The sequence below is a fragment of the Bacillus cereus group sp. N31 genome (assembly GCF_016483245.1).
Lineage (GTDB): Bacteria > Bacillota > Bacilli > Bacillales > Bacillaceae_G > Bacillus_A > Bacillus_A toyonensis.
In genome coordinates this window covers 48,341-62,073 of sequence record NZ_JAEHCH010000019.1, presented here as the reverse complement: position 1 = coordinate 62,073, position 13,733 = coordinate 48,341, and the positions used below count along the sequence as shown (strand labels likewise).

Genomic DNA, 13,733 nt, shown 5'->3' with positions numbered 1-13,733 from the left:
ATAGAAATGCACTATTTATAAAAATATTTTTTTATTCTTTTATTCCTTCAAGCCTCTCCTTCGTATTTATTTCTTCTCCCCTCAGTCGCTTTTCAAATGTCTTTCTCCAACTAGTAGAAAGTGCATGTACTTCTAAAATTCTCTTTATCCCTTCTATATTTTGTTTTTCCTTATGCATAATACGATTAGCAAACGCTACTGTAATACTTATTGGATCAGACTTCAGCAACTTTAACGTATCAACTGGCGATACCCACCCTTCTTTTAATACACGAAAATAAAATCCTGTATATCCTGTTTCTTGAAAATACAGTGGTAACTTTGGAATATTGTATTTCTTAGCTAACTTAAAACAAGGTTGCCTTGGTTGCGTTACTTGTACTATCGCTTCTCCGAGCTCAAACGTATCACCGATACAAACATCCTCTTCACGCATACCACTTACTGTTATATTTTCTCCGAATGCTCCATATTCAAGGTCTTGATTCAATGTTTCTTCCCAATAACTATAATGTTCACCCGAATACACACAAACCGCTTTATCCACCCCTCCATGATGAACTAAATCCGCCTGACCATCACCTTTAAATTTTAAAAATGATAAATATATAGGTTCCTTTGTTTTCGTTTTATTTATACCCGTATGAATTAATTTTCCTCCATACATAACTTCTTTTGGGAATCCTATATTTAGTGATAGTACCTCATATAATTTATTCATCATAATTGCCTCTCTCACTTTCCGCACAATTTTTTAAAAGATTGATTTATTATTTCAAAACCTTTATCAATTTCTTCATTTGAAATAACAAGAGGCGGTAAAAAACGTAGTACATTATCAAATATCCCTGCCCCAATACTTATAAGCCCATTCTTCCAGAATTCATCAATTAATTGTACTGTTAGTTCTTTTGCTGGTTCTTTTGTTATACGATCCGTTACAAGTTCCATTGCAACCATTGCACCAATTCCACGAACGTCACCTATGACTTCGTATTTTAATTGCATTGCATGTAAATGTGACATTATTCTATTTCCAATTTGTTGAGCTCTTTCAACTAGATTTTCTTCTTCCATAATTTCAAATACAGCAAGACCGGCTGCGCATGATAACGGACTTCCTGCAAAGGTCCCACCGATTTGACCCCTTCCAGGAACATCCATAAACTCAGCGCGCCCAACAATCGCACTTAATGGTAAGCCTCCAGCTATTGATTTTGATAATGTAATAATGTCAGGTTCTATATTAAAATGTTCCGTTGCAAACCATTTTCCAGTTCTGCCAAATCCAGTTTGCACTTCATCCATGATCATTAAAATTCCATATTGATCACAAATTTCCCGGATTCGTTTTACAAATAAAATGGAAGGAACAATAAATCCCCCTTCTCCTTGTACTGGTTCCATTACGATTGCCGCTACTTTTTCAGGTGATACTTCCTCTAAAAATTTTTCAAACTGATAGATGACTTGAGAATCCACTTCTTCAGAAGAAACTCCTTCTGCAGCTCTGTAATAGTACGGATACGACAATATATGCATGTCTGAAACGAACGGGCCAAATCCTGCTTTATATGGGGTTTCTTTCGTTGATAAAGACATCGTCATTAATGTTCTCCCATGAAATCCTCGTTCAAACGAGATTACTTTACTTCTCCCTGTTACTTTACGTGCGATTTTTACAGCATTTTCAATCGCTTCCGCACCACTATTTGCAAACATCGTTTTTTTCTTACTTGTTCCTGGTATTTTTTCATTAATTTTCTCTGCTAAAGCAATATAGTTTTCATATGGAGTTACATGAAAACAAGGATGAATAAATGACTTTGCTTGTTCTTGTACCGCTCTTACAACTTTCGGATGACAATGACCAACATTTTGCATTCCAATACCACCAGCAAAATCAATAAACTGATTCCCATCTACATCTGTAATGATCGCTCCGCTAGCTTTTTTTACATATAAAGGTGTTAAATGATATATTCCTGTCGGTACAGCCTCCTCATACCTTTTTTGAAGTACTTTTGAATAACTGCCTGGTAATACGCTCGATTTCAACAATTCCTCTTCACCTCATCTAATCTTTATCATCAATCTATTTCTAATAAAGTGATTATAAATCGCACAAAACCATTGTTCAATTCAATTATTCATATAATAATGATAGGTATATCCTATGATTAAATTTGAGGTGATTCCAATCGAATTACGACAATTAGAATACTTTTTAGCTGTTTCGAAAGAATTGCATTTCACAAAGGCAGCCGAAAAATTAAACATTTCCCAACCTTCACTAAGTCAACAAATACGTGCGTTAGAACATGAAGTAGGAATGCCACTTTTCGATCGAATTGGTAAAAAGATATCTTTAACTGAAGCAGGAAAGATTTTATTATCACATAGTAAAACCATTTTTCATGAAGTCGAACAAGCCCGTTCTGCTATCCAGGACTTAAATGGATTACAGTACGGATCCTTAACAATCGGCTCATTGTTAACCGTTGTAAATTATTTACTACCGCCAACCCTTTTACACTTCAATAATCTTTATCCAAACATTGAGCTTTCTGTGTTAGGACTTCGCACAGGAGAAATTCGCGAAAAATTGTTACAAAACGAATTAGATATTGGTATTACATTTCTCCCGGTACAAGATAAAGAAATTGTTTCTATCCCGCTATATAAAAGTGAACTTACATTAGTTATTCCAATCGGTCATCCTTTAAGTGAGCTTGATCACGTGTCTATTAAAGAATTACAGAACTACCCTTTAATCCTTCTACCAAAAAACTTTTATTTAACAGAACTACTTACGACCTATTGTCAAAACTTTAGCTTCAAACCAAAACCAATTTTAGAAATTAGTACGATGGAATCTTTAATTCAAATGGTTTCAAAAGGTATGGGAATTACAGTGTTACCCAAACCTTATATAGACTTTTTGCAAAACGAAAACATTCAAGCTATTAAAATAGAAGATCCTACTCCAACTATAGATATAGGACTGATTTATAGAAAAGATAAATATATGTGCGCTGCAACTCGAGAATTTATTGAGCAACTAAAAATAACAGTACATTCTTTACAAAACTAATGGATATTTATAAAAACACTATAAAAACTAATTTATTTTAAATTCTCACTAAAATAAGAACTAGGATACTTTTACAATCAATAGTTTCCTAGTTCTTATAATAAATGTGTATCTCTATACTAAATGATTCCCTTTTCCACCAACGTCTCTGCGATTTGAACTGAATTCCAAGCCGCACCTTTTAACAAATTATCGGAAACGATCCAAAGATGGAATCCTTTTGGCGTATCAGGGTCTTTCCTAATTCTTCCGACAAACGTATCTATTTTCCCTTCTGCATATAATGGCATTGGATACAGCTGTTCACTAGGGTTATCTTGTAAAATAACACCTGGTGCATCGAGCAGTACTTCTTTAATTTCTGTAACAGTTGTTTCTTTTTCAAGTTCTATATAAACTGATTCTGAATGACCTGATACAACTGGAACACGTACACAAGTAGCTGCCATTTTCAGGTTTGGGTCTTCTAAAATTTTCTTCGTCTCTTGAATCATCTTTACTTCTTCAAAAGTGAAATCATTATCAGTGAATATATCTACTTGAGGCAGTACATTAAACGCAATTGGATAATGCTTTTTATCTTTTTTCACTGGTAATATAGCACTCTCCACTTCTTCACCTGTAAGCATCGACTTAGCTTGTTCTTTTAATTCATGAATCGCATGAATTCCAGAACCTGATACAGCTTGATAAGTGGAAACGATAATTCGTTCTAAACCGAATGATTTTCGGATTGGCTGAAGAGCTGTTACCATCTGTAATGCTGAACAATTCGGAACTGCAATAATACCGTTATGCTCCTTTAAAGTGTGTGAATTAACCTCTGGAACAACGAGCGGTACATCGTGCACCATTCGGTACTCACTTGTGTTATCAATTACGATTGCGCCACAAGAAACTGCGTGATTTACAAATTGTCTAGACACTTCTCCTCCAGCACTGAAAAAGGCAATATCTACACTTTCAAAACTAGTTGTTTTTGCCTCTTGTATTGTAATCTTTCGCCCTTTAAATTGTACTTTCTTACCAGCAGATCGTTTTGACGAAAGGAATGTAACTTCAGCTATATTAAACTTTGTTTCTTGTTCTAACAGTTCAATAATTTTCTGACCTACTGCACCTGTAGCTCCAACAACAGCTACATGATAGCTCTTTTTACTCATTTTTTCTCCTCCAATACTGCTTACATGAATTTCCCCACAACATAATATTAAAAGAAATTTAATCATTTGAAAAATTGAAATACATGATATAATCATTCACAAATCATGATATTAAAAGAGGGGTCACTTATGGAAATGAGACATGTTAAAACATTTTGTGCCATTGTTAAGCATGGCGGTTTTTCTAAAGCTGCTCTTGCATTAGGTTATGCGCAATCTACTGTTACAGGGCATATAAAAGCATTAGAAAACGACTTACATATCCCTCTTTTCGATCGATTAGGGAAAAAAGTACTTCTTACAAAAGCAGGTCATCAATTTCATCCTTATGCATTAGAATTACTTGCTATTTATGAAAAAGCACAAGAAATCCCTCAAAATAATGATTATTTGGAAGGGACGTTAAGTATTACATCTAACGAATCGTTAGCAGTGTACCGTTTACCACAATTATTACGTACTTACAAACAGCAAAATCCGAAAGTAAATATCGTTCTTGAGACTACTACAAATGAACATGCAATGAAAAAGCTACATGAAGGAGAAACAGATGTTATCTTCTTAATTGGTGAAAGTATAGCACATAACGATTTTATTATACGTACTTTTTGTAATGAAACATTCGGATGGATTTTACCTATTCATTCCCCCGTACAGGAAAACCCATTTCGTTTATTACAGGATACTCAGTTTATTTTTACAGAACAAAGCTGCGGTTATCGGCCAATGGTCGATCGTTTTTTGCGTCAAAGCGGAAATATTCTAGAAAAAACATTTGAAACTTCTAATGTTGAAGTCATTAAACAAGCTGTTATGTGTGAGTTAGGAATTTCAATTCTTCCTTATATCGTTGTACAAGAGAATTGTCAAAAGGAACAAATACGTTTTCAACCTATCGAAACTCCAGCCGTTATTCAAAGTCATGTAATCTATCATAAATCTAGATGGATTTCCCCGGTACTACAGTCGTTTCTTTCCTTACTAGAGCGAGGCTAAATTATTAAAAATGTGCACAAAAAAAGAGTAACTGCCTAAAAAGCACTTACTCTTTTTCATTGATAAGTATATTATTTATTAGCCTGTCCCCCACCTGCAATTAATTTACTACCTGAATATGTACCTTTTTGCATAAACACTTGATTAATTAATTCTTTTTGTTCAGCTTGCGACATTATTCCTTTTCCTTCTCCTAAATTCCCACTTTGCAATTTCCAAATTTTATTATGATCCACATCAACCTTTTCATATTTCCCTTGTTTCCATCGTTCTAAAATATCCACATATGTATTTTTTTGTGCAACATCATTACTATTTATAATTTCAAGTAAACTTTCAATACGTTCTTGTGTGATAAAAATATAGCCCCATTTTTGTTCAGCTTTCGTTTTTTGGTGTGCCATTTCATGTAACGCTGTCTGTATGTTCTCATCTGTCCATTTAAAATTTTTATTAAAACCACTATTAGGTAATGAATGATTGCCATTTTCTAAAAGCTTCGCATCTTCGGCTTTTACATTACTATCAGCTAGCACTTCTACTGCCGGAGCTGCTGGCGTTGACTTTTTCGCAACTGGTTTACTATTATTCAAATAATAAAGCATACCATATGTTAAACCTACTCCGATTACTGCCATACCAGCTATAATACCGATTATTTTAAATAGTGTTTTCATCTCGCTTATTTCCTCCCAAATATCTCTGTTCTTACTACCTCATTATTTCTTATATAAAACAGTTCCTTCATTCAAAATAGTTCATCCCATCCCCTACCATATTATTTATATATATTTCCTTATATTGTATTTCTTTTTTTGTAAAATTGAAAGATTATTCCGTCAAAAACCAAAAATATTCTACAAAATTTCCCTTTATATTTATATGGAAACAAAAAACAACGAGCGCCTTCTACAACACTCGTTGTTTTTACTTTATGCACGATTTTCTTTTAACCACTCCGTAATAGCATCTAACCTCGAAACATCAAAACGTCTATCTTCACATACGTTTAAGCTGTTTAAACTTTTCACAATTTCTAATTCATTCGACTTTATACTTTTTGCTTCAATCAATTTACAGTACCCGTCTGTGACGGTATTTAAATTTTCATAATAACACTGCAACGATTTTGATATATGTAAATGTTTTTCAAAGTTTCTTCTGCTTCTCGTCTCATCAAATTCTTTTCGTTTTCTAAGTTCTTCATCATTCGTGTACAAATAAAAATATTGATCTGGAAAACCAATTTCCCTATTTATCATCTTTTCTTTATAAAAGTTTTCTATTAAAGATAAAGGCTGATTAAATATATCAAAATGAAAACACCAATTATAACTAAGTGGCTGATATATATCCCCATCAAGTATTACTAATTCATATTGCTGCGATTTTTGCACTGCCATATTCCAGCGCTCTACTTGTTTTTCAAAATACCATGTTCTATGTTCATTTTTTGGTCTTTCAAATAAAAAATTCACTTCAGGTATAATGAAGGCTCCATAATTGTTTTCTAGTTCACGGCATGTTGTACTTTTCCCAACAGCACTCGCTCCCTCAAACGCTATAATCCCCATAGTTTCTCCCACTTTCATTAACTAAAATCTCGTTGTTTCGCTCTTCTCCCCCATAACTGTCTCCATAAAACAATTGAAGCGATAGAAAGCATTATTGTTGTAATAATACTACCTTCAATCCCAAATGAGCCTCCATGAAGGACTTCATTGCCATTTTTTACAGGTTTAAATAGTGGTGTTGAATATATCGTCATTCCACTAACGGCAAAGCCATAAACGTTATATTGTGCCCAATTCCAAATGGAATGCCATGCACAAATCCCCCAAAGACTACTGTCCTTTAAAACGTAAAAAGCTGCAAATACGCCAACTAATATTATATTCGATATTGAAAGAATTGTAATTCCTGGATTAAGCAAATGAAGAAAACCAAATAAAAAGGACGTCACAACAATTCCAATCCATATACGGCTTCTAACAGAAAGAACTGGGAATAACCAACCTCTTACAACAATTTCTTCAGTGGCCCCTTGTATTAAAAATGCGACTAAAGATCCTACAATACCAAATATAACTGTCATCGTAATTTCTTGCATTTGTAGTTTTACATTTCCTGTTAATATGAGTGAAATTACTGGTATCGAAATGAAAATAAACCCTATTAGTGCCCCTCTCAAATACTTTCTCATCCATTGCTCATTCCAAAAACCAATAGATGAAAATGACCTTTTCTCTACAAATTTAATCCATAAAAACACAAAAAATATAGCCCCGCCAAACGTTAATATCATCTCAATATTGCTATAAATTGCCTTCATAAAAGTTGTTTCTGTTTTCGGTAAAAACAGCATAAATAACATAAACAATTCACCTAAAGTTAAAAATACAATTGCAAGTATAACAGCAAAGACAGGGTGAACTTTCCTTCTTCCTTCTTTTGCTGCTTCGATTATTTTAAATTGTTTATTTTGCAATATTCATCCTCCTAATTATTGTAATCATCTTTATTCTTAAAAAATATACCGTTTCCTTTAAACATACTTTTTTATATAAATGATTTCTGTTTGGAATACATTCAGATTAGGAATAATATATAAATAAAAGAGATGTCTTTGTGCGTTTTACCATTATCGCCCAAATTACTCACTGGTATTACCAGCACTTGCTATTTCACACCATTTGTTGTAAGATAGTAATTAAGGTCAATTTAACAATATATTTTCTTTGCATATTATCAAGTATCAATCAGGACCATTTCGTACTCCTTATGGGTTTTTGATAATATGTGAACTTTTATTTTCATTCAAATAAGGCCGATCATATTGTAATCTTTTTAAATTTTAGGAGGCATTACCATGACATTAACAGGTAAAGTAAAATGGTTTAACAGCGAAAAAGGTTTCGGTTTCATCGAAGTTGCAGACGGTAACGACGTATTCGTTCACTTCTCAGCTATCACTGGCGACGGCTTCAAGTCTCTTGACGAAGGTCAAGAAGTTAGCTTCGAAGTTGAAGACGGTAACCGTGGACCTCAAGCTAAAAACGTTGTAAAGCTATAATTCAAACAATAAAAAGGTTGTTACCAGCTCGGTTAACAACCTTTTTAATATATAACTAAAATTTTTTACATAAAAGGAGTGGTTACATGTATCGCAATCGAAAGAACGATGTAGCAGAAGTACCACCAGAACAAACACCTGTTTGGGAATGTGAATCAGAGGATTGTTTAGGATGGATGAGAAAGAACTTTTCATTTGAAGAAGAACCTAAATGCCCTTTATGTAAAAGTAGCATGAAAAGCGGAGAACGTTTATTACCTAAGTTAGGTTAATTTTACTTAACCCCTCTTTTAATAAGAGGGGTTTTTTATTAAATATTTAAGTCCTCTACATCTGTTCGCACTATAGAATATAACAATGCATCATGTTGTTTATTTCCTTGATGAATATAGCCGCGTAACAAACCTTCCTTTTGAAAACCTATTTTAGATAGCATTTTACAAGAAGTAACGTTTTCAGGATATGTAATAGCTCCAATTCTATATAAACCTAAATCTTGAAATCCATAATGAATGATTTCCCCGGCTGCTTCCGAAGCATATCCCTGCCCCCAATAACGCGGATGCAAATCATACCCTATTTCAGATCGTTTACTCCATAATTGTAAATTATTCAACCCAATTGTCCCAATTAAAGTGTTTGTTTCTTTTAACACAATCCCCCAACGTATTGCCTTTTTCTCAAAGTAATTTTTCGAAAAAGATTCAATCATACGTGAAGCTTGGCCAAATTCCGTAAAAGAATTCATACCGTAATAACATGTAACTTCATCCAATGAAAAGATTTCATATATTTTTTGACAATAAGATTGTTCTATTTCAACTAAACGCAAGCGCTCTGTTTCTAATATAGGAAATACCACAGGATCACTCCTTTCTCTCTACTAATTTATTATAGCAGAAAAAATATTCATAATTAGGCAAGTCCTCAATGTCCCACTAATCAAATATTTCTAATGACTCTTTTCCTTTTTATTCTATAACAAGTAAGAGTATACCTTCTTACTTGTTGATTACGGCCGTGGTCATATAATGTAATTTATATTTTGCTTATTTCGCTTTACATAATACTAATACCCCTCCAGATACATCTGCTCGCTCATTATAAGAATAATTTCCATTCTAAAACAACAGACTAATTCATACATTAATGTTAAAATATAGAAAATATTCCATTCTATTATGGAGGTGTAAAAATTCTATGTATATATTCATCAGCTTAGTCCTCTTACTCATTTTGCTTATTTTTTTATTCGCAAAAAAATTCACACCAAACTCATTCATGATGACTAACTTTAAAGGAGATAGCTTTAAGGCATTTTCAATTGGTATATTAATCGCTGCCACACTCTCTCTTTCATATGGAATCTATCACGCAGCAACATATCAACCTAGTTATTTAGATATTAAATTACATAACCAAAACTACACCGTTTTCGGTAATGTGGGCGAGTTCGGTTATTTCTCAGAGAGCTTACCGAAAAAAGATGTAGAAGTTGAACTGTATTTCGCCTCTTGGGAAACACTACAGTTTAAAAATCCAGAAATATTCATAGATTATCCTTCAGGCAAACAAGAATTTTGGAGGGCAAGTATAGTATCAATATCCACAAATAAACTAAAAGAAAAACACAACATAAAAGAAATTTATCAACTCTCACCATACTCATTTAAAGAGTCTGGAAATATTACATTAACAATAAAAGAGAATAATGGAAGAACTAAAAAAGTTTCCATTCAAGTGAAATAAATAAAAAACTGTCCCTCCAGTAGACTGAAGGGACAGTTTTTACATATGTATTCTATATTATTATTTTAACTCTTCACTTAATGTAGTCATTATTTCTTTGGCCGTATTCTTCCCGTTTCCAATACATGCACCAATTCCAACACCGTAATATGAAGCGCCAGCTAAATATACATTAGGATATAGAGCAGTCAATTTTTCATTTAATGCTTGAACCGCTTGATTATGTTCTAAATGATATTTCGGCATTAAATCTTTCCAATTTGTAACTTCAACTACTTCTGGTTCACCTTTAATTCCAAGACTCTTTTCAATATCATATAAAGCGACTCGTACTAATTCTTCTTCACTATAATTTTTGATCGTTTCATATATCGGATTGGTACTCTTATAAAACATTCTTACTAATAGCTTTTGTGTACCCGATGTATGTTTCCACTTCCGGCTTGTCCATGTACAAGCATCACAATGTAAATCACTGTTTTCTGTTACGATAAACCCTGTACCGTCCGCCGGTAGTTGTTCATCTGGAATGTCAAAACCTAAATAAATACTAATAAGTGATGAATTTTTAAATTTATTAAAATGCTCGTTTAACTCATTAGATTGTAATAAAGTTTGTGCTATATCATGCGGAGCTGCTAAAACAACATAATCAGCTTGGATTGATTCCTGATTAGCAATAGAAATCTCATATTGATTTCCTCGTTTACTTACAGCCGTCGTTACAGCACCTTTTTTTATGACAGTTTCAGTTAACTTGTCTTCTAAGCGATTAATTATCGTAGATAGTCCACTTTTAAATGATACAAACTTTTTATTTCCTGCTGATTGAAATTGCTTTTTATTCTCTTCAAATCCTTTAATAATACTTCCATATTTATTTTTATAATCAAGTAAATACGGTAATGTTGATGCCATTGTAAGCTCATTCAATTTACCAGAATACACGCCTGAAAGTACCGGCGCAATTTGTCTTTCCACTAACTCTTTTCCTAAAAAGCTTTCTAAAAATAGAGCAAGTGATGTATCTTTCGTAAACTCTTTATTTTTCGTTATGAAATCTTTTAAAGCAACAATTTTCCCTTTCGTTGAGACTAGCGTACTGCTAAACAACGACTCGACACTCATCGGAATACCAAATATACTGTCAGAAGGAATTGGGTGTAAAATATTATCAGAATATATGTATGAAATACCCGTTTCGTTATATACCATTTCTTCTTCTAAGTTTAAATCTTTTACAAGCGGCATAACATGTTCATTGCGAGCAACGATAGAATCCGCTCCTGATTCCATAATAAAATCCTGTTCTTCAACACTATGGATTTTACCACCTAAAGACTCTTCTTTCTCGACAAGGATTAAATGTAAATCGATATTATAATCCTTTTTTAATTTTTCTAAATAAAACATAGTAGAAAGTCCCGTTATACCTCCACCGATAACAACAACTGTTTTCATATGTACTGCGCTCCTAACCGATACAATTAATCATTCCTTTATTATTATACCCAATACTCCTTACATTCGACTAGCGGCTTGCGCATTCTGTAAAAAATTTGACACTATATACATACATTTATATACATTTAATCCGTACATAACCATCATTGTAAATGAATATATAAAAAAGAACTATAACATTTACAAATCACGTCATAGTTCTCTCTATTTTAAAAACATAAAGTAATTGATCAGTTTGTCTATTTCTTGACTTAATGCCAGTACTTTTTCATGTTGAATTCCATAATCCGATACTAAATATAAAAGTTCTTCTTTTTTTATTTCAATTACCTTTTCCAATTTTACTAGTTCCATGTCGATTTACTTCTCTCCAAACATAAAATGTATGTTATTTAGTATAGCCTACTTACATAATTAGTAAAAGTAAAATACGCATGTAAAATCTTACATATTTGAAAAAACAATATACTACTAACAAAAAAAGAAACTTATATCCTCCCTTTTTACAGATTATTAAAATTCATTACGAATGAATAACATACCGGAATTGTTCTAAGGTTATACCTTTATATTCCGGAGCTCTCTTTATATGATCAAAATAACTATATGAGAATTTGAAAACATGTCCAAAATCCCAATCAAATTCACTATAGTCCTTTAGCCAAAATTGATTTTCAGTTGGTAATACGTGAGCACGTTTAGATTCAATTAAAGGCAAATGATCTATAGGAGAATGTAGATTTATTTCAGTATTCAGCATAAGTTTTTTACTAGCACGCAGTACGTATACTAGTTTTAAAAGCGGACGTATCCCTCGTTGAAATACATCTTTATGTCCTAAATCATACATTATATTAATTGCGTGGGAAAAAGTAAGCATATGGCCAATTAAATCATGATGTGATTCTGCTCTATAAATAACCTTAAACTCCGATAGTTCATTTAAAATAAACTTAGATAATTGTTTTGGATTTCTTAATTCACTTTGTATCTCGTCATATATACTTAATTGTTTAACTTCTGTCGTCGTAAAACCAATCCACGATCTACCGGGAATTGTTTTTTGAAATGATAATATAAGATCAGTTATCCCTTCTATCGCTTGATTATTTCCCCATTTTTGTAGCTCTTTCATAGCTAATAAACTTAATGCCGCATAAATGACGTTATGCCCCACCCAATGAAGTTCATCAATTGTATATTCCAATGATTTTATTATCTTTTTTTCAGCACTTTGAAAATCAATTTCTTCTTTACTATCGATGATTTCATCTAAGTTTTTCTTGTTCAGCATCATTTTTGTATGAGAATGCATATTACGAGCTATCTCTTCTTCAATATTATTATCCTTCATGAAAAAATAACTAGCAATTGCAGCTGCCCCGTAATGTGCATGCCAAATATCCTTTGTTTGTTTTTTGCATTGAGAAATAATTGAAAGGCCGCCTTTTAACACACTTTTATTTTCCATTTTCTATCCCCCATAATAAAACTCACTTTATATTCATCCTAAAGATGGCGTTAATACAAATAAAATGTGATTCGATTCATCACTTTTATTCAAAAATCGATGCTTCACGTTTGGTGGGATACGTACAACATCACCTTCTTCTAAAAAATATTCTTTTCCTTCTAATTCCACATACACTTCTCCTTTCATGACAACCGCAATCTCTTCCTTATCTTCATGTGAATAGTGACTTTCCGTTGTGTTTGCTTTTTTATTTAAATCCATCATTAACATTTCAATACGTGCTTTCATAAAATCAGGTGTTAATACATCATATACAATGTGATCATTATTTTCCCGATATACTTTTTTTCGATCTTTTTTCTTAGAAATGAGTGAGTCTGTATCAATATCATTAATAAAAAGTGTAAATAGCGGCACATTTAATGCTTTCGCAATTAATTCCAATACATTTAAAGAAGGATTAGCATGACCTCTTTCAATTTGGCTAATCAGTGACGTACTAATCCCTGCATACTCAGCAAACTCACGAATTGTCATATTATTTTTCTTACGATAACTTAAAACGGTTTGTCCAAGTCGATAGTGAATCAAAATAACTACTCCCTTTCGTCCATCATAATGTATGATTCATTCCCTTTGTGCTGACTTACTAAACAAGGGCAAATAATTCTTTTCTATCGTCTCCAAGACTTATATACTTACCTTTGTGCATTATATCGC

The 13,733-nt window shown here is 32.7% G+C and carries 16 protein-coding genes; 5 read left to right on the top strand and 11 right to left on the bottom strand.

Going from position 1 to position 13,733, the window contains the following annotated elements:
- Positions 1-31: 31 nt before the first annotated feature.
- The gene (locus JDS81_RS21075; protein WP_002038647.1) at positions 32-724 is read right to left on the bottom strand and encodes an MOSC domain-containing protein; all 693 of its coding nucleotides are present in this window, start codon (positions 722-724) and stop codon (positions 32-34) included.
- An 11-nt stretch (positions 725-735) separates the two neighbouring features.
- Positions 736-2,061 carry a 4-aminobutyrate--2-oxoglutarate transaminase gene (gene gabT, locus JDS81_RS21070; RefSeq protein ID WP_097954968.1) on the bottom strand — a complete coding sequence of 442 codons (1,326 nt, stop codon included), beginning with the start codon at positions 2,059-2,061 and terminating at the stop codon, positions 736-738.
- Between the two features lie 130 nt (positions 2,062-2,191).
- Here gabT and JDS81_RS21065 point away from each other — a divergent pair, with 130 nt between their 5' ends.
- Positions 2,192-3,094, top strand: coding sequence for a LysR family transcriptional regulator (locus JDS81_RS21065; RefSeq protein ID WP_080119771.1), 903 nt, complete (start codon positions 2,192-2,194; stop codon positions 3,092-3,094).
- Between the two features lie 119 nt (positions 3,095-3,213).
- Here JDS81_RS21065 and JDS81_RS21060 read toward each other — a convergent pair whose 3' ends face one another.
- Positions 3,214-4,257, bottom strand: coding sequence for an aspartate-semialdehyde dehydrogenase (locus JDS81_RS21060; protein ID WP_097954970.1), 1,044 nt, complete (start codon positions 4,255-4,257; stop codon positions 3,214-3,216).
- Positions 4,258-4,362: 105 nt separating this feature from the next.
- On the opposite strand from JDS81_RS21060, the gene JDS81_RS21055 reads away from it, so the two are divergent.
- Positions 4,363-5,253, top strand: a complete 891-nt coding sequence (locus tag JDS81_RS21055; RefSeq protein WP_173781512.1) for a LysR family transcriptional regulator — start codon at positions 4,363-4,365, stop codon at positions 5,251-5,253.
- A gap of 71 nt (positions 5,254-5,324) precedes the next feature.
- On the opposite strand, the gene JDS81_RS21050 is transcribed toward JDS81_RS21055, so the two are convergent.
- The 3 genes from JDS81_RS21050 to JDS81_RS21040 all read right to left on the bottom strand — a co-directional run bounded on the left by JDS81_RS21050 (position 5,325) and on the right by JDS81_RS21040 (position 7,741).
- Positions 5,325-5,930, bottom strand: coding sequence for a PRK06770 family protein (locus JDS81_RS21050; RefSeq protein WP_000853589.1), 606 nt, complete (start codon positions 5,928-5,930; stop codon positions 5,325-5,327).
- 255 nt (positions 5,931-6,185) lie between these two features.
- Complete coding sequence (locus tag JDS81_RS21045; RefSeq protein WP_141499413.1) at positions 6,186-6,845, bottom strand: AAA family ATPase; 660 nt, start codon at positions 6,843-6,845, stop codon at positions 6,186-6,188.
- Positions 6,845-7,741, bottom strand: coding sequence for a CPBP family intramembrane glutamic endopeptidase (locus tag JDS81_RS21040; RefSeq protein ID WP_097954971.1), 897 nt, complete (start codon positions 7,739-7,741; stop codon positions 6,845-6,847). Before JDS81_RS21040 ends, JDS81_RS21045 begins: the two co-directional genes overlap by 1 nt.
- Positions 7,742-8,122: 381 nt before the next feature.
- On the opposite strand from JDS81_RS21040, the gene cspD reads away from it, so the two are divergent.
- The gene (cspD, locus tag JDS81_RS21035) at positions 8,123-8,326 is read left to right on the top strand and encodes a cold-shock protein CspD (RefSeq protein ID WP_000176365.1); all 204 of its coding nucleotides are present in this window, start codon (positions 8,123-8,125) and stop codon (positions 8,324-8,326) included.
- Positions 8,327-8,412: 86 nt separating this feature from the next.
- Positions 8,413-8,598: a cold-shock protein gene (locus tag JDS81_RS21030; protein WP_000286203.1), complete on the top strand. Its 186-nt coding sequence runs from the start codon at positions 8,413-8,415 to the stop codon at positions 8,596-8,598.
- Between the two features lie 38 nt (positions 8,599-8,636).
- Here the strand turns inward: JDS81_RS21030 and JDS81_RS21025 are convergent, their stop codons facing one another.
- Positions 8,637-9,188: a GNAT family N-acetyltransferase gene (locus tag JDS81_RS21025; protein WP_000231762.1), complete on the bottom strand. Its 552-nt coding sequence runs from the start codon at positions 9,186-9,188 to the stop codon at positions 8,637-8,639.
- Positions 9,189-9,526: 338 nt separating this feature from the next.
- On the opposite strand from JDS81_RS21025, the gene JDS81_RS21020 reads away from it, so the two are divergent.
- The gene (locus tag JDS81_RS21020) at positions 9,527-10,075 is read left to right on the top strand and encodes a hypothetical protein (RefSeq protein ID WP_097954973.1); all 549 of its coding nucleotides are present in this window, start codon (positions 9,527-9,529) and stop codon (positions 10,073-10,075) included.
- A 60-nt stretch (positions 10,076-10,135) separates the two neighbouring features.
- Here the strand turns inward: JDS81_RS21020 and JDS81_RS21015 are convergent, their stop codons facing one another.
- The 4 genes from JDS81_RS21015 to JDS81_RS21000 form a co-directional block, all read right to left on the bottom strand.
- On the bottom strand, positions 10,136-11,536 hold the full coding sequence (locus JDS81_RS21015) for a protoporphyrinogen oxidase (protein ID WP_097954974.1): 1,401 nt from the start codon (positions 11,534-11,536) through the stop codon (positions 10,136-10,138).
- 207 nt (positions 11,537-11,743) lie between these two features.
- Positions 11,744-11,893: an aspartyl-phosphate phosphatase Spo0E family protein gene (locus tag JDS81_RS21010; protein ID WP_000424361.1), complete on the bottom strand. Its 150-nt coding sequence runs from the start codon at positions 11,891-11,893 to the stop codon at positions 11,744-11,746.
- A 169-nt stretch (positions 11,894-12,062) separates the two neighbouring features.
- Positions 12,063-13,010, bottom strand: coding sequence for a hypothetical protein (locus JDS81_RS21005; RefSeq protein ID WP_097954976.1), 948 nt, complete (start codon positions 13,008-13,010; stop codon positions 12,063-12,065).
- A 33-nt stretch (positions 13,011-13,043) separates the two neighbouring features.
- Positions 13,044-13,604, bottom strand: a complete 561-nt coding sequence (locus tag JDS81_RS21000) for a helix-turn-helix domain-containing protein (RefSeq protein WP_000582249.1) — start codon at positions 13,602-13,604, stop codon at positions 13,044-13,046.
- Between the last annotated feature and the right edge of the window lie 129 nt (positions 13,605-13,733).